This is a genomic window from Phenylobacterium terrae (assembly GCF_042681205.1).
Taxonomy (GTDB): domain Bacteria; phylum Pseudomonadota; class Alphaproteobacteria; order Caulobacterales; family Caulobacteraceae; genus Phenylobacterium; species Phenylobacterium terrae.
In genome coordinates this window covers 606,203-620,189 of record NZ_JBHUEY010000006.1, presented here as the reverse complement: position 1 = coordinate 620,189, position 13,987 = coordinate 606,203, and the positions used below count along the sequence as shown (strand labels likewise).

The window sequence follows — 13,987 nt, the reverse complement described above, 5'->3', positions numbered from 1 at the left end:
CCTCCGTCTCGGCGCTGGCGCGCCGATCCACCTCCCCCGCACGCTGCGCTACGGGGGAGGAGCCTGATGGCGCTTTCCGGCATGACCGGCTTTGGCCGGGCGGAGGGCGCGCTGGGCGCCTGGAGCTGGGCGGTCGAGGCCCGCAGCGTCAACGGCCGCAACCTGGAAGTCCGCTTCCGCGGCCCGCCCGGGTTCGACGGGCTCGAGCGCGCCGCCCGCGAGGGGGCGCAAGCCCGCTTCGGCCGCGGGCAGCTGCAGGTCTCCGTCCAGGCCAGGAAGTCCGAGGCCGCCGCCGCCGTGCGGATCAACACCGCCCAGCTGGAGACCTACCTCGCCGCCGCCGCACCCTACGTCGCCGCCGGCCAGGCCCAGCTGCCGACCATCGGCGAGCTGATGGCGCTGCGCGGCGTCGTCGAGGCCGCCGACGCCGAGGACGATCCGGAGGCTATGGCCGCGCTGGAGGCCGCCATCGCCGCCTCGCTCGGCGCGGCTCTCGACGCCTTGGCCGCCGCCCGCAAGGCCGAGGGCGAGAACCTCACCGTCGTGCTCACCGGCCTCGTCGAGCGGATCGGCGAGCTGGTCGCCGACGCCGCCGCCCTGGCCGCTGGCCAGCCCGCCGCCATCAAGGCCCGCTTCGAGAAGCGCATGGGCGAGCTGATCGCCGACAGCTCCGCCGCGCTCGAGGAGCGGATCGTCCAGGAGGCCGCCGCCATGGCCGTGAAGGCGGACGTGCGCGAGGAGCTCGACCGGCTGGCCCAGCATGTCGCCGCCGCCCGCGAGCTGATCGGCGGGCAGGGCGCGGCCGGCCGCAAGCTCGACTTCCTGACCCAGGAATTCATGCGCGAGGCCAACACCCTGTGCGCCAAGTCGGCCCTGGGCGAGCTCACCGCCGTCGGCCTCTCGCTCAAGGCGACGATCGAGCAGCTGCGCGAGCAGGTGCAGAATGTGGAATAGACGCTCCGGCCAATGACCGATCCATCGAACCGCCGCCGCCGCGGCCTGATGCTGCTGATCTCCTCGCCGTCGGGCGCCGGCAAGACCTCGCTGTCGCGCCGCCTCGTGGCCGACCATGCCGAACTGGACCTGTCGATCTCGGCCACCACCCGCGCCCCCCGCCCGGGCGAGGAGAACGGCCGCGAGTACCACTTCCTCGACCGCGCGGGCTTTGACGCCATGATCGAGGCCGGCGAGTTCCTGGAGTGGGCCCACGTCCACGAGCACCGCTACGGCACCCCGCGCGCCCCGGTCATGGCGGCGCTCGAGGCCGGCCACGACGTGCTGTTCGACATCGACTGGCAGGGCGCGGCCGCGATCAGCCGCGAGGCCCCGGGCGACGTGGTGCGGGTCTTCATCCTGCCGCCGTCGATGGCCGAGCTCTCCCGGCGCCTGCACGCCCGGGCCCAGGACCACGAGGACGTCATCCAGCGCCGCCTCGGCCGGGCCTACGACGAGATCCCGCACTGGCGGTCCTACGACTACGTCATCGTCAACGAGGACTACGACCGGGCCTACGCGGACCTGGCCCACATCTATCACGCCGAACGCCTGCGCCAGGCCCGGAACCCCTGGGTGAACGGCTTCGTCGAGGGCCTACTGGACGAGAAGCTCGAGCCGCCGCGCTAGGAGCTAATCCTCCGCCCGCAGCTCGTCGTGCCAGGCCATGTCCGGGGCGCGGGCCTGGAAGGAGGCGTAGCCGGTGCAGCCGAGGCGGCGGCAGCGGGCCTTGCGGTTCCAGAGGCTGAAGGCGGGGCCGCGGAGCGTGGCCAGGGCCCCCAGGTCCACCCGCATCACCAGCCCGCAGGTGGGGCAGCGGGAGATCACGTCCCACCCGAGGCGGCGCATGTCGTCCACGCTCTCGCAAACGGGCCGGCGGGCGGAGAGGGGGATGCGGGCGGGATTGCGGCGGGGCATGCCGGAACGAATGCAGAACGACCGGCGGCGCGGCAAGCGGCCTGCGGTTGCAGAGTCATCGCCGGTTCCGACCCGAGGATCACGATTCTGAGAGCCTGCACCTTTCACGCCCAATCCGGGTTCTGAGGCGTCGGCCCCGACATAACAACGATATCAGGGAGGCTGTGCAGATGCCCGCACCCACCGCCTACACATTCTACGGCGTCGTCGAGGACGACTACCTCGAGGACAGTGATCAGTTCATCCGCATCGATCCCGAAGCGTTCGGCTACGTCGGGGGCCAGACCGTCAGCGGGGACCTGACCCTGGTCGGCGGAGCGGCCGCGGTTTGGGACGCGTCCCTGACGCCGACCGGAGAGCGCTTCGCCCACTTCGGCGACTTCTCGGAGGTCTTTTTCTTCTTCGAGCAGCCGGACACCGGCGATTGGAGCGAGGAGGACTTCACCACCCCGCTGTCCCTGACCGCGCACGGGGACGAGCGGCCGCTGGAGCAGTTCCGGGCGAACCTCTTCCACGCCTCGGAGCCGGACGGGGAGACCCTGCGGTTCGACATGCACCTCTACGGCGGCGCCCGCTTCACCGACGACAACGACAACCAGGCCCGGATCTACGGCGCCTGGGTGCCCAACAACGTGACGCCGGAGCTGGTCTACGGGACCAACGCCTCCCAGACCCTGGTCGCGGACGGCGAAGTTTCGCTGGTCTGGGGCCGCGGCGGCAATGACTTCATCTTCGTCGACTCCGGCCTGGCCTTCGCCTGGGGCATGCAGGGGAACGACCGGCTGATCGGCGGCATGCTGCGCGACTACCTGAACGGCGGCCTCGGGAACGACACCCTGACCGGCGGCCTCGGCGACGACGACCTGTTCGGCGAGGAGCACAACGACCGGCTGATCGGCGGCGGCGGCAACGACTTCATGGACGGCGGGCTCGGTGACGACTGGCTCGAAGGCGGTCTCGGGAGCGACAACCTGCGCTCCGGCGGCGGGCTCGACACCCTGCTGGGCGGCCTCGATCGCGACATCCTCATCTCCGGCTCGGGCTTCACCGACCAGACCGGCGCGATCCTGCGCGCCCGCAGCGACGGCGGCGCGGGCGACGACCATATCCTGGCCATCAGCTACGCCCAGCTCACCGGCGGCGCCGGGGCCGACGTGTTCGAGGTCGGGCAGGGCGCCTACGGGCTGAACGCGGTGGTGATCACCGACTTCAAGCCGGGCACGGACAAGCTGATCGTCTATGCCGGCGAAGGCGGCCGCTACGACACTCCCGAGGAGATGCTGGCGGCGGCGCGGCAGGTGGGCGCGAACGTGGTCTTCGACTTCTTCCCCGAGTTCATCGCCGACGCCCCGCCGCTGGTCCTGCAGAACGTGAAGCTGTCGCAGCTCTCGGCGGGGGACTTCCTGTCACCCGGCTGACCGGCCTCGGCCGCGCGCCTGGGCGAAGGCTGCAGGCGCGCGGCCGGCCACGAACTCCAGGACGGTCCGCGCCAGGGCGGGCGGCGGCGCGCGCGCCGAGTCCAGCTCCAGGTCGTAGGTCCAGCGGCCGGAATGCACCCGCCCGGCCTGCTCGCGCGCGAGGCTGAGCGCGCGGTCGCCGCGCCCTTTCTCGCGGGCCTCGAGGACCTCCAGGTTGCAGCGCATGCCGATCAGCCAGCTGCGGGCGGGGTCCAGGACCGCGGCGAAGTCCTCGAAGTCCTCCGGCTCGAGCACGACGTGGTCGACCGCCACGTCCAGCCCGTCGGCCGCGACGCCGGCGACGAACTCGGCCATCCGGCCATTGAGGATCCGGCCGGCCGGCCCCGTGCGGGCGCGGATCAGGGACCGCCCCTCCGCATCCTCTTCGCGGTGGAAGGGATAGCCCTCCGCGGCCCGCTCGCCGAAGCCGGTGTAGGCGAGCGGCAGCATCGAGATCAGCGTGTCCACGCCCACCATCGCCAGCGGCCCCGGCCAGATCGCCTGCAGCGCCCGGCAAAGGCTCGTCTTGCCGCTGCTCGAGGCTCCGTTGATGAAGAGGACGGTCCCCGTCACTCAGGCCGCCGGGGCGGGCCGGGCGCGCTGGTTGTAGAGCAGGGCGCGCCGGCGGGCCTGCTCCTCGGGCGAGAGGCTCGCCGGATCCTCGGTGATCCCGGCGGCGACCGCCATGCCCCGTTGGACCGCCGGCCTTGCGCCCACCTCCTCGAACCAGCGCTTGAAGTACTTGAACTCCTCGATGTCGATGCCCTGGCCCTGCCAGTTCACCGTCCACGGATAGGAGATCATGTCGGCGATGGTGTACTCATCGCCGGCCAGGTAGCGGCGGTCGTAGAGCCGGTTGTTGAGCACCCCGTAGAGCCGGTGCACCTCGTCGCCGAACCGGCGGATGGCGTAGGACTGGTCGCCCTGCTCGGGGCCGAGCCGGCGGAAGTGGCCGTTCTCGCCGGTCTTCGGGCCCTGGTTGGCCATCTGCCACATCACCCACTGGACCACCTCGTACTTGGCCCGGGGCTCCTGCGGCCAGAAGCGGCCGGCCTTCTCGGCGAGGTAGAGCATGATCGCCCCGGACTCGAACACGCTGATCGGCGCGCCGCCGCCCGGCGGCTCGTGGTCGACGATGGCCGGCATGCGGTTGTTCGGGCTGATCTTCAGGAACTCGTCGGTGAACTGGTCTCCGCGGCCGATGTGCACCGGCACGACGCGGTAGGGGATCCCCAGCTCCTCGAGCAGGATGGTGACCTTCTTGCCGTTGGGCGTCGGCCAGTAGTGCACGTCGATCATGGGCGTCCTCCTGTGGCCCCGATCATCGCGACCTGGCGTCGCCGCGCAAGCGACCTCACGGCGGCTCGGCCGCCGCCCACTCTGGGCGCCTGCGGCGGCGGCCCTCATTGTCAAAGCTTCGCCGTACGCCATGGTTGCGGGGTCCGGCCCTACGCGGCTGGCGTGTCGTTTCGCCGGGGGGCGAAGTGAGAGTTGTAATGACCGACCAGCCGCCCGGGACGGGGCGCGACGACGGTCCAAATCCCGAGCTCGTCGCCGCTCTCGGCGCGGCCCTGCTGGATCCGTCCTGGCAGGAAGGGCTGCTGGTCTGCGACCGGCAGTTCCGCATCGTGTTCTGCAGCCGCTCGGCCGCGGCGCTGATGGGCCTGCCCGACCCGGCCCCGATCGGCGAGGCGATCTGGGACCTGCAGCCCGGCCTGCACGGCGGCCTGATCGAGCTGCGCTATCGCAGCGCCATGCAGAGCGGCGACGCCGGCGAGTTCGTGGTGCCGGCGCACGATGTCGAGGACGGCTGGATCGAGGTACGGACCCTGCCGCTGCCGGGGGCCATGGGCTTCCTGCTGCGCGACGTCTCCGAGCGCGAGCGCGGCGAGCGGCGGCTGCGGGAGATGAACACCAACCTGCGATTGGCGCACAAGGCGGCGCAGGCGGCGAGCTGGGAGCTGCGCCGCGGCCGGGGGCTCCACTGGCTCGACGCGGCCGCGGCCCGGCAGCTGATGGGCCTGCCCCGGTCCTCGCCGCCCGATGCGGCGCTGCCCGACTGGTCGGCCCTGGTCTCCGCCGACGACCGGCCCAAGCTCGACCAGGCGATGGCCCGGTTGGCCGACAAGGGCGAGGCGACCTTCGAGTTCAAGGTGATCGGCCGCGACGGGGTCGAGCGCTGGCTGGAGTCGCGCGGCTACGTCACCGAGCGCGATCCGCGCGGGCAGATGCTGCGGGTGCTCGGCATCACCCTCGACGTCACCGCGCGCCACATCGCCGAGGACGCCCTGCGCAGCGAGATCGCCGAGCGGGAGAAGGCCGAGGCCCACCTGCGTCTGCTGATCAACGAGCTGAACCATCGGGTGAAGAACACCCTGGCCTCGGTGCAGTCGATCGCCCGCCAGACGCTGCGGCGGGACTCCGACGCCGCCGCGCTGGAGCTGTTCGACGCCCGCCTGCAGGCGCTGGCCTGGACCCACGACGTGCTGACGCGCGAGCACTGGGCGGGCGCCTCGCTGGACGAGATGGTGCGCCGCATCCTCTCGCCCCACGAGTCCGGGGAAGGCGAGCGGTTCGAGGCCTCCGGTCCGCCTGTCCGCCTGTCGCCGCAGATGGCGCTGGCGTTGGCCATGGGGCTGCACGAACTGGCCACCAACGCGGTGAAGTACGGGGCGCTTTCGGCGCCTGAGGGGCGGGTGAAGATCAACTGGCAGGTCGCCGCCCAGGCCGGCGAGCGGCCCGAGCTCACGCTGCGCTGGCGCGAGTTGGGCGGGCCGAAGGTTCACGCCCCGACCCGCCGCGGCTTCGGCTCCCGGCTCATCGAGCGGGGCCTGGCCGCCGAGCTCGGCGGCGGCGCGGAGATGGTCTTCGCCCCGGCGGGCCTGCAGTGCGTGATCCGGGCGCGGCTGGACTAGTCGTTCCGCCGCCCAGGCCGGCGTTTGGGCGGCTACCGCGCCCGGTGCGCCGCCACCGCCCGGCCGGCCCGCCAGGCGAGCCAGGCCGACGGCAGCATGCCCAGCGCGCAGAACATGAAGGGCGCATCGATGGCCAGGGTGAAGAGCCCGCCGGCGATGGCCGGGCCGAGCACCCGCGCCGCCGAGCCCGCCGCGTTGTTGGCCCCCAGCGTCGAGCCTTGCTTGTCGGGCGGAGCGGAGTGGGAGATCAGCGCCGAAGTCGCCGGCTGGGACATGGTGTGGCCCGCCGTCGCCGCGACCAGCGCCACCACCACGATCCAGATCTGGCCGCTCAGTGCGACGATGAGGACGGTCGCCCCGGTGATCAGCAGCCCGCCGACGATGGTCGCCGTCTCGCCGATCCGCCGCACGACGAAGCCTGAGAAGAAGCCCTGGGCCAGGGCCGCGGCGATGCCGGTGAGCGAGATCACCTGACTGATCTGCTTGGCGCCCCATCCCCACTTGGCCGCGCCCCAGAGGCCCAGCACGGACCAGATGGACGAGAAGGCGAGGAAGCCGAGGAAGGTCGCGCCGAGGATCTTGCGCAGCACGGGCGAGGCGAGGGCCTCCGTCAGGGCCGCGATGGGATTGGGCCGCGCCTGGGTGGGCGCCGACCTGGCGCGGCTCTCCTTCACGAACGCCAGGGCGCCGAAGCCGGCCAGCCAGCACAGGCCGAAGGCCGCCAGCAGGGGCGGGCGGAACCCCGCCTCGCCGATCCCCTCGATGAACAGGAAGCCGCCCAGCGCCGGGCCGACCACGAAGCCGATCCCGAACGAGGCCCCGATCAGGCCCAGCCGGCCGGCCAGCCGGCTCGGCGGCGAAATGTCGACGATGTAGCCCTGGATGACCGAGATGTTGCCGCTGAAGAAGCCGGCGACGAAGCGGGCCAGGATGGCCAGCCAGATGTCCGGCGCGAAGGCCAGCGCCACATAGCCGAGGCCGGAGGTGAAGATGGTCAGCAGCAGCACCGGCTTGCGGCCGATCCGGTCCGACAGTCGCCCCCAGGTCAGCTCGCCTATGAACTGCCCGGCCGAGAACACCGAGAACATCAGGGTGACCTGCCAGGGCGCGGCGTCGAACACCTCGGCGTAGAAGGGCAGGAGCGGGATCACCACCCCGAAGCCGATCAGGCTCATGAAGACGATGAGCAGCAGCACCGCCAAGGCGAGCCGCCCGTCGGGAGCCTCCACGCTGTCCTGAGCCTGGGCCATGCCGGGCTGTAGCCTGCGCCGCATCCGCCGTCGAGCGAGCGCCGGGCCGCGGGCCGGGTTTTCTAGACCGCGTCCGCCCGGCCCAGCCAGATCGCCACGGCGGTGCGGTTGGGCCCGACCTCGCGGATCGCCTGGCGCAGTTCCTCGATGGTCGCGTCAAGGCGCTCGGACCAGTAGGCCGCCTGGGCGGCGTCCTTCAGGTCGATCAGCGGCGGCGGCTCGAAGGTGCGCAGCTCTTCGGGTCGCATCGCGGTCTCCCGTCTCTCCCAGCGCGGAAGAAACGGCGGCTCGGGCGCCGATGTTCCGTGCGCGGAGCGCCCGCGTTCAGGCGCGCCTGGGCGCCGTCACCAGCCGAAGGCCCGCTTGCGCGGCATAGCGCAAGGTGATGTCCACCGCCGCCAGGGCCCGCGCCTGGCTGCCCTCGGCGCCGGCCGCGACCGTCACGCCATCCTCGTCGTACACGCTCCACTTCCAGCCGCTTTCGGACTGGCTCAGGGAGTAAGCCAACCTGCCCATGTTCAGCCTCCTCGCCGTCTATGCGGCGCCCGGGCCTCAAACCGGCGTTATCGGCGTTGGTTCGGCAGCGCCCGTTAACTTTCGTCGAATCTGCAAGGCTGGCGAATTGTCGCAGGCTCTGGTATAAGCCGCGCCACCCCGAAGCCCCGGAGTTTAGCAGCGATGCATGGCGCAAGGACGTCGGCGGCGAGCCTGACGGGCATCTGGCAAGGCCTCTACAGCTACAACGACGGACGCGACGACGCGCCGTTCGTGGCGACCCTGCTGGATCTGGGGGGCGCGATCAGCGGCACCACCCATGAGCCGTGCCCGGTCGGCGCCTCGTCCAGCGGTCTGGCGTTCGCGGAGATTTCCGGCCGTCGGGAAGGCGCCGCGGTGATCTTCTCGAAGACCTACGACGGGACCAGCGGCCTCGACCACACGGTTCTCTACGAGGGCACGCTCAGCTCGGACGGCGCCGAGATCGAGGGAACCTGGATCATTCCGGGCGGCTCGGTGGGGCGGTTCATGATGATCCGCGGCGGCGGCCGCAAAGAGGGCGCGGCCCTCGAGATGGCCGCGGCGGCCTGATCCCGCTTCAGCTCTAGCGTTTCGGCATCGCCTGCCAGAGCCTGGCGGCGGTGCGCTCGATGTCGGACCTCGGATCGCTCAGGTTCAGGCGCCGCTTGAACGACAGGCCGATCTCGGCTTCCCGGCACCAGGCGATGTCGGCCTCGAAGGCCGCGCCGGTCTTGGCGATCACCACGTAGAGCGGCCGGGACAGGAACTGCACCGACTTCAGCTTCACCCGCGCGCCGGTCGCCGAGATGTCGCGGATCACGCAGGGCTCGGCCTGGGCCGCGCGGCCGTGGATCAGCAGCCCGCCGACCAGCACGTCACGCCTCTGGGCGCGGCGGTGCTCGGACGAGCTGGGCGCGGGCTTCGCGCCGGTCTGAACGGTCGATTGACTCATGGAGCCGTCAGCTTGCCGCAGGCAGGCCTAAACCCCGGTTAAGCTGCGCGAGGAACTTCGCCTCGTGACCGAGGGCTTCTCCAGGCCTCGCGGTCGCCTCAGGCGTTGAGGAGCCAGTCCCCGCTCAGGCTGCTCAGCTGGGTGTTGGCCAGGATCACCCGGTCGCCGCCGCCCATGTCGACCACCACGTCCGCGCCTTCCTGGCGCACGGTGTAGCTCGTGCCCTGCGCGAGGCGGACGCTGTCCCCCTCGGCGCGGTTGAAGTCGGTGATCCGGTCGACTCCTGCGCCGGAGAAGGACCAGAACTGGTCCGCGCCGGCGCCGCCGGTGACCGTATCCGCGCCGCGGTCGCCGCTCAGGTAGTCGTCGCCGCCGTCGCCGAACAGCACGTCGTCCGACTGGCCGCCGAGCAGGGTGTCGCGCCCTTCGCCGCCATAAGCGGTGTCGGACGCCAGGTTGGCGACGATGTAGTCGTCGCCGGCCTCGCCATGCAGCATGTCCTCGTCCTGGCCGCCGACCACCCAGTCGTTGCCGAGCCCGCCGTAGATGGTGTCGGAACCGGTGTTGCCGTGGGTGTTGTCGAACCCGTCGCCGCCGTAGATCACGTCGTCGCCGGCCTCGCCGCGCAGGTAGTCCTCGCCGTCGCCGCCGCGGATCTCGTCGGCGCCTCCGCCGCCGAGGATGCGGTCCGCGCCGGCGCCGCCGCCCAGCACGTTGGCCGCATCGTCGCCGATCAGGGTGTCGGCGCCCTCGGTGGTCACGCCGCCGGGCTGGGGCGTGGCCGGCGCCGCCGGCAGGCTGGGCGTGGAGATGGCGCCCTGATAGCCAAAGTAGGCGTGGTTGGTGCTGCCCGAGGACTCGGCCAGCGGCGACGTGCCGATGCCGGCGATCTCGCCCGAGCCGGTGTTGCCGTAAGCGGCGTTGCCCCAGCTGTCGTCGGAGGCCTGGATGACCGCCGTCGGCTGGCCGGTGATGGTGTTGCCGGTGACCGTGTTGCCCCAGGAGGCCCAGTGCTTGCCGGTGTGCGGGTCGTCGTGCGCCTTGATGCGCACGCCATAGCCGTTGTTGCCGTAGATGTTGTTATTCTGGATCAGGTTGTCCTGGGCGCCTTCGATCAGCACGCCGCCCGAGGCGTTGCCGTAGATCTCGACCCCGAAGACCGTCACCTTCTCCGAGAACTTGATGCCGATGCCGTTGCGGCCGTTGGCGTAGCTGGCCCCGCCTTCGATGCGCACGTCGTAAATGAACGGCCGGTCGTCCGAGCCCTTCTGGACGGAGATCCCCGAGGCGGCGTTGTGGTGGGCCACGTTGTTCTTCAAGAGCACGTCGTGGCTGGAGGTGACGATGTTGAAGCCGTAGCGGCCGTTGTTGTAGGCGACGTTGTTCTCGAGGATCGTGTCGAAGCAGAAGTCGATGGTGAAGCCGTCGCCCAGGTTGTCGTGGGCGACGCTGTCCCGGATGGTCAGGAACCTGGTCTGCTCGTGCGGGTCGAAGCCGTAGCGGGAGACGTTCATGATCTCCACGCGCTCGATCAGGATGTTCTCGTCATACTGGGTCGAGCCCGGCGTGACGCCGCAGAAGAAGCCGTCGATCTCGCCGGAATTGTTCTGGTGGTTGCCGTCGATCGTGAGGTCGCGGAGGACGACGTTCTTGGTCACCTCGCCGGAGGGCGTGCGCACGATGCCGGTGATCTTGGAGTCCTCGCCGTCCATCACCTTCAGATTGGACTGGCCCATGCCGTCGCCGACCAGGCTGACGTTCGAGCGGATCTGCAGCGCCCCGTCGGAGGCTTTGCCGGTCATGGAGTGGACGATGTAGGTCCCGGCGGGGATGTAGACGACGCCGCCGCCGGCCGCGTGGGCGGCGTCGAGCGCCCTCTGGATGGCTGCGGTGTCGAGCGTCGAGCCGTCGCCTTTGGCCCCGTAGTCGCGCACGTTGAAGATGAGGTCAGCCATACGGGTACTCCTGGCCGGCCTGGACGCTTCTGGTCCGGCCCAGCACGCCCCCGCAGCCTGAGCCGTACAAAGATGCCTGATTTGGTTACCAATTCCCTGCGGCAACTTGACCGTAGGGCGCGGCGCAAGACCGCGTGCGACGTTCTTTGAGCGCGGGGGAGCACCTTCCTTTCCCGCTCGCGGGAAAGGAAGGTGCGCAAGATCAGCTCTCGGAGCTCGCCGGCTTGGGCGTGCGGGCCAGACGCCCGATGCCGAACACGATCGTGGTGGCGATCGCCGTCAGGCTGATGAAGTCGAAGGTCGGCCCCGTCATGCCCTGCTCGCGGGCGACCCAGAGGGCGAACAGCACGGCCACCAGATGGACGGCGTTGGCGACGTGCGCCTCGGCGGCCGAGCGCCAGTCGCCGAAGAGGATGCGGGAGAGATCGAAACGTTGCATCCGCGACGGGTAGGCGAGGCGGGGAGTCCCGTCAGCGCGGCAAGGCGCCGCGCGGCCTCGTCCATGCGACCTCGCCAGGGCTACTCGGCGAAGAGCTTGTTGAGGCCGATCGAGGGGCCCGGCAGGCCGAAGGCGTCGAAGCTCCCCCGCGACCTGATCTCCTCGGCGGCCTCGACGAAGGCGGCCCAGGCGCGGCGGGCCAGGGCGCCGCCGGTGCTGACCCGGCGCACGCCGAGCCCCGCCAGCTCGGCGAGGCTCATCCCCGGCCAGGCCATCAGCACGTTGACCGGCTTGGGCGCGACGGCGCCGACCAGGGCCGTGATCTCCTCCGGCGTGCGGACGCCCGGGACATAGATGCAGTCCGCGCCGGCGTCGGCGAACATCACCGCCCGGTCGATGGCCTGCTTCAGGTCGAGGAGCCCGTGCAGCAGCCCTTCAGTCCGCGCCACCAGCACCACATTCTCCGCCGCCAGCGCCTCGCGCGCGGCCCGGATGCGGGCCACCGCCAGCGGCGGCTCGTAGAGGGCGGGCGTCGCCTCGCCGGTCAGGTCCTCGATGGACAGGCCGGCGACCCCGGCCTGCGCGGCGCGGCGGACGTTGGCGGCGACCTGCTCCGGCTCGCGGGCGAAGCCGTTCTCGAAATCGGCGTTCAGCGGAATGTCCACCGCCTCGGAGAGCTCGGCCAGATGCCGTAGCAGCGCGTCGAGCTCGACCTGGTTGTCGGCGCGCCCCTGGGCCCAGGCGTAGCCGGCGCTGGTCGAGGCGATGGCCGGAAATCCCAGGTGCTGCAGGACCTTCGCCCCGCCCACGTCCCACGGGTTGGGCAGCACGAAACAGCCCTCCTCGTGCAGGCGTCGGAATGCGGCGCGCTTTTCGGCGACATCGGCCATGGCCTGTCCCTTCCATCTGTGTCGGCGGCCAAGCTGGCGCCGCGCCGCTTGCCCGGCAAGCGGGCCTGAGGCAGCTTGCCGGCCCCGGGCGAGGGGCGCGGGGCAAGAGGACGGGAATGCGGGTTTTGAGGCTGGCCGCCGCCGCGGCGGCGGGACTTGCGCTCGTCGCCTGCCAGGCCGAGCGACTGCCGGCCGAGCGCGGCGAGGGCGGACCCTCGGTGGCCGAGCGGGTCTCGGTGCTGAGCGGCGACACCTTCATCGTCGACGGCCGCGGCGTGCGGCTGGCCAACGCCTTCGCGCCCGAGCCCATTCCGCGCGCCCGCTGCTGGGCCGAGGCCCTGGCGGCGAAGCAGGCGGCCCGCGTCGTCCAGCAGATGATGCGCGAGGCGACCAGCATCGAGGTCAAGCCGACCGGCCCGCGCGACGAGTACAACCGCCAGTTCGCGATCGTGACCCTCAGCGGTCTGGACCTGGGCCAGACCCTCTACGACGAGGGCCTCGCCGGCCGGCCGGGCACCCAGCGCTTCCCCTGGTGCGATCCGATCAGCAAGAACGCTCCGGGCGCGCCGACCATCTACTCCCTGATGGAGCTGAAGCCGCGCTAGGCCGGCGTCGTCTCGCGGCCGTAGGGCGTGGAGGCGAAGATGGTCTGCTCCTCGTCTGTCATGTCGGCCGGGACGTTGGCGAACAGCGGGGTAGACAGGTAGCGCTCGCCGGTGTCGGGCAGCATGCACAGGATGTTGGACCCGGCCGGCGCCTGCTCGGCGACCTTCAGGGCGCCCGCGAACGTCGCCCCGGAGGTGATGCCGACGAAGATGCCTTCCTTCTGGGCCAGGTCCTGGCTGCACTTCATCGCCTCGGGGCCGGGGATCGCCAGCACCTGCTCGATCTTGTTGTCGGTCACCGCGTCGCCGGTCAGCTTGGGGATGAAGTCCGGCGTCCAGCCCTGCATCGGGTGCGGCTTCCAGGCCGGGTGGCCCCTGGCCGGCGTGCCGTCGGGGTTGCGGTCCTGCGACTCGCCGGAACTCAGGAGGGCCGCGTCGGCCGGCTCACAGACGACGATCCTGGTGTCCGGGCTCTCCTTGGCCAGCACGCGCGCGACGCCCTTGAGCGTGCCGCCGGTGCCGTAGCCGGTGACCCAGTAGTCCAGCTTCTCGCCGGCGAAGTCCTCGATGATCTCCCGCGCGGTGGTGCGCGAGTGCATGTCGGCGTTGGCCTCGTTCTCGAACTGGCGGGTCAGGAACCAGCCGTGGGTCGCGGCCAGCTCCTTGGCCTTCTCGACCATGCCGGTGGCCCGCAGGGCGGCCGGGGTCAGCACCACCTTGGCGCCCAGGAAGCGCATCAGCTTGCGCCGCTCCACCGAGAAGCTCTCGGCCATGGTGACCACCAGGGGATAGCCCTTCTGGGCGCACACCATGGCCAGGCCGATCCCGGTGTTGCCGCTGGTCGCCTCGATGACCGTCTGTCCGGGCTTCAGCTCGCCGGAGGCCTCGGCGGCCTCGATGACGCCCAGGGCGAGGCGGTCCTTCACCGAGCCCAGGGGATTGAAGGCCTCGACCTTGACCCAGAGGTTCACATGGCCGGGCGCAAGGCGATTGATGCGGACCACCGGCGTGCGGCCGACCGTCTGCAGGATGTTCTGATAGCGCGCCATGCCATGTCTCCGCGGATCGCCGAGCTCGTCTCGGCGTGCGGGCATTAA

At 71.2% G+C, this 13,987-nt stretch carries 17 protein-coding genes; 6 read left to right on the top strand and 11 right to left on the bottom strand.

Annotated features, from left to right (window positions below):
• Positions 1 to 66 precede the first annotated feature (66 nt).
• On the top strand, positions 67 to 954 hold the full coding sequence (locus ACFSC0_RS17540) for a YicC/YloC family endoribonuclease (protein WP_377282160.1): 888 nt from the start codon (positions 67 to 69) through the stop codon (positions 952 to 954).
• Between the two features lie 12 nt (positions 955 to 966).
• On the top strand, positions 967 to 1,623 hold the full coding sequence (gene gmk / locus ACFSC0_RS17535) for a guanylate kinase (protein ID WP_377282159.1): 657 nt from the start codon (positions 967 to 969) through the stop codon (positions 1,621 to 1,623).
• A gap of 3 nt (positions 1,624 to 1,626) precedes the next feature.
• On the opposite strand, the gene ACFSC0_RS17530 is transcribed toward gmk, so the two are convergent.
• On the bottom strand, positions 1,627 to 1,911 hold the full coding sequence (locus ACFSC0_RS17530; protein WP_377282158.1) for a hypothetical protein: 285 nt from the start codon (positions 1,909 to 1,911) through the stop codon (positions 1,627 to 1,629).
• Positions 1,912 to 2,081: 170 nt separating this feature from the next.
• Between ACFSC0_RS17530 and ACFSC0_RS17525 the strand changes: the two genes are divergently transcribed.
• Positions 2,082 to 3,329 (top strand): calcium-binding protein, encoded by a 1,248-nt coding sequence (locus ACFSC0_RS17525; protein WP_377282157.1) that lies wholly within the window; start codon positions 2,082 to 2,084, stop codon positions 3,327 to 3,329.
• Here ACFSC0_RS17525 and ACFSC0_RS17520 read toward each other — a convergent pair.
• Positions 3,318 to 3,941: a phosphotransferase-like protein gene (locus tag ACFSC0_RS17520; RefSeq protein ID WP_377282156.1), complete on the bottom strand. Its 624-nt coding sequence runs from the start codon at positions 3,939 to 3,941 to the stop codon at positions 3,318 to 3,320. The genes ACFSC0_RS17525 and ACFSC0_RS17520 overlap by 12 nt on opposite strands.
• A complete protein-coding gene (locus ACFSC0_RS17515) occupies positions 3,942 to 4,667 on the bottom strand; it encodes a glutathione S-transferase N-terminal domain-containing protein (RefSeq protein WP_377282155.1) in 726 nt (241 codons plus the stop codon).
• A gap of 197 nt (positions 4,668 to 4,864) precedes the next feature.
• Here ACFSC0_RS17515 and ACFSC0_RS17510 point away from each other — a divergent pair, with 197 nt between their 5' ends.
• Complete coding sequence (locus ACFSC0_RS17510; RefSeq protein ID WP_377282154.1) at positions 4,865 to 6,283, top strand: sensor histidine kinase; 1,419 nt, start codon at positions 4,865 to 4,867, stop codon at positions 6,281 to 6,283.
• Positions 6,284 to 6,315: 32 nt separating this feature from the next.
• Here ACFSC0_RS17510 and ACFSC0_RS17505 read toward each other — a convergent pair whose 3' ends face one another.
• The 3 genes from ACFSC0_RS17505 to ACFSC0_RS17495 form a co-directional block, all read right to left on the bottom strand.
• Positions 6,316 to 7,533: an MFS transporter gene (locus ACFSC0_RS17505; RefSeq protein ID WP_377282153.1), complete on the bottom strand. Its 1,218-nt coding sequence runs from the start codon at positions 7,531 to 7,533 to the stop codon at positions 6,316 to 6,318.
• 62 nt (positions 7,534 to 7,595) lie between these two features.
• Complete coding sequence (locus ACFSC0_RS17500; protein ID WP_377282152.1) at positions 7,596 to 7,781, bottom strand: DUF3606 domain-containing protein; 186 nt, start codon at positions 7,779 to 7,781, stop codon at positions 7,596 to 7,598.
• A gap of 76 nt (positions 7,782 to 7,857) precedes the next feature.
• The gene (locus tag ACFSC0_RS17495) at positions 7,858 to 8,049 is read right to left on the bottom strand and encodes a hypothetical protein (protein ID WP_377282151.1); all 192 of its coding nucleotides are present in this window, start codon (positions 8,047 to 8,049) and stop codon (positions 7,858 to 7,860) included.
• A gap of 162 nt (positions 8,050 to 8,211) precedes the next feature.
• On the opposite strand from ACFSC0_RS17495, the gene ACFSC0_RS17490 reads away from it, so the two are divergent.
• On the top strand, positions 8,212 to 8,619 hold the full coding sequence (locus ACFSC0_RS17490; protein ID WP_377282150.1) for a hypothetical protein: 408 nt from the start codon (positions 8,212 to 8,214) through the stop codon (positions 8,617 to 8,619).
• Between the two features lie 13 nt (positions 8,620 to 8,632).
• Here ACFSC0_RS17490 and ACFSC0_RS17485 read toward each other — a convergent pair whose 3' ends face one another.
• The 4 genes from ACFSC0_RS17485 to ACFSC0_RS17470 all read right to left on the bottom strand — a co-directional run bounded on the left by ACFSC0_RS17485 (position 8,633) and on the right by ACFSC0_RS17470 (position 12,285).
• Positions 8,633 to 9,001, bottom strand: a complete 369-nt coding sequence (locus ACFSC0_RS17485) for a PilZ domain-containing protein (RefSeq protein ID WP_377282149.1) — start codon at positions 8,999 to 9,001, stop codon at positions 8,633 to 8,635.
• Between the two features lie 98 nt (positions 9,002 to 9,099).
• Positions 9,100 to 10,956, bottom strand: coding sequence for a glycosyl hydrolase family 28-related protein (locus tag ACFSC0_RS17480; RefSeq protein WP_377282148.1), 1,857 nt, complete (start codon positions 10,954 to 10,956; stop codon positions 9,100 to 9,102).
• 202 nt (positions 10,957 to 11,158) lie between these two features.
• A complete protein-coding gene (locus ACFSC0_RS17475; protein WP_377282147.1) occupies positions 11,159 to 11,395 on the bottom strand; it encodes a hypothetical protein in 237 nt (78 codons plus the stop codon).
• Between the two features lie 80 nt (positions 11,396 to 11,475).
• Positions 11,476 to 12,285, bottom strand: a complete 810-nt coding sequence (locus ACFSC0_RS17470; protein ID WP_377282146.1) for an isocitrate lyase/PEP mutase family protein — start codon at positions 12,283 to 12,285, stop codon at positions 11,476 to 11,478.
• 116 nt (positions 12,286 to 12,401) lie between these two features.
• On the opposite strand from ACFSC0_RS17470, the gene ACFSC0_RS17465 reads away from it, so the two are divergent.
• Positions 12,402 to 12,890, top strand: a complete 489-nt coding sequence (locus ACFSC0_RS17465; RefSeq protein WP_377282145.1) for a nuclease — start codon at positions 12,402 to 12,404, stop codon at positions 12,888 to 12,890.
• Here ACFSC0_RS17465 and cysK read toward each other — a convergent pair.
• Entirely contained in the window at positions 12,887 to 13,939 is a 1,053-nt protein-coding gene (gene cysK, locus ACFSC0_RS17460; RefSeq protein WP_377282144.1) for a cysteine synthase A, read from the bottom strand. The two genes, ACFSC0_RS17465 and cysK, sit on opposite strands and share 4 nt — an antisense overlap.
• Positions 13,940 to 13,987 lie beyond the last annotated feature (48 nt).

What these genes read in the sequence shown, in the direction of transcription:
- ACFSC0_RS17525 (WP_377282157.1), top strand. Translation starts at nt 2,082, where the DNA reads ATGCCCGCACCCACCGCCTACACATTCTACGGCGTCGTCGAGGACGAC.
- ACFSC0_RS17475 (WP_377282147.1), bottom strand. Translation starts at nt 11,395, where the DNA reads ATGCAACGTTTCGATCTCTCCCGCATCCTCTTCGGCGACTGGCGCTCG.
- ACFSC0_RS17500 (WP_377282152.1), bottom strand. Translation starts at nt 7,781, where the DNA reads ATGCGACCCGAAGAGCTGCGCACCTTCGAGCCGCCGCCGCTGATCGAC.
- gmk (WP_377282159.1), top strand. Translation starts at nt 967, where the DNA reads ATGACCGATCCATCGAACCGCCGCCGCCGCGGCCTGATGCTGCTGATC.
- ACFSC0_RS17485 (WP_377282149.1), bottom strand. Translation starts at nt 9,001, where the DNA reads ATGAGTCAATCGACCGTTCAGACCGGCGCGAAGCCCGCGCCCAGCTCG.
- ACFSC0_RS17470 (WP_377282146.1), bottom strand. Translation starts at nt 12,285, where the DNA reads ATGGCCGATGTCGCCGAAAAGCGCGCCGCATTCCGACGCCTGCACGAG.
- ACFSC0_RS17465 (WP_377282145.1), top strand. Translation starts at nt 12,402, where the DNA reads ATGCGGGTTTTGAGGCTGGCCGCCGCCGCGGCGGCGGGACTTGCGCTC.
- ACFSC0_RS17495 (WP_377282151.1), bottom strand. Translation starts at nt 8,049, where the DNA reads ATGGGCAGGTTGGCTTACTCCCTGAGCCAGTCCGAAAGCGGCTGGAAG.
- ACFSC0_RS17515 (WP_377282155.1), bottom strand. Translation starts at nt 4,667, where the DNA reads ATGATCGACGTGCACTACTGGCCGACGCCCAACGGCAAGAAGGTCACC.
- ACFSC0_RS17505 (WP_377282153.1), bottom strand. Translation starts at nt 7,533, where the DNA reads ATGGCCCAGGCTCAGGACAGCGTGGAGGCTCCCGACGGGCGGCTCGCC.
- ACFSC0_RS17480 (WP_377282148.1), bottom strand. Translation starts at nt 10,956, where the DNA reads ATGGCTGACCTCATCTTCAACGTGCGCGACTACGGGGCCAAAGGCGAC.
- ACFSC0_RS17530 (WP_377282158.1), bottom strand. Translation starts at nt 1,911, where the DNA reads ATGCCCCGCCGCAATCCCGCCCGCATCCCCCTCTCCGCCCGCCGGCCC.
- cysK (WP_377282144.1), bottom strand. Translation starts at nt 13,939, where the DNA reads ATGGCGCGCTATCAGAACATCCTGCAGACGGTCGGCCGCACGCCGGTG.
- ACFSC0_RS17540 (WP_377282160.1), top strand. Translation starts at nt 67, where the DNA reads ATGGCGCTTTCCGGCATGACCGGCTTTGGCCGGGCGGAGGGCGCGCTG.
- ACFSC0_RS17490 (WP_377282150.1), top strand. Translation starts at nt 8,212, where the DNA reads ATGCATGGCGCAAGGACGTCGGCGGCGAGCCTGACGGGCATCTGGCAA.
- ACFSC0_RS17510 (WP_377282154.1), top strand. Translation starts at nt 4,865, where the DNA reads ATGACCGACCAGCCGCCCGGGACGGGGCGCGACGACGGTCCAAATCCC.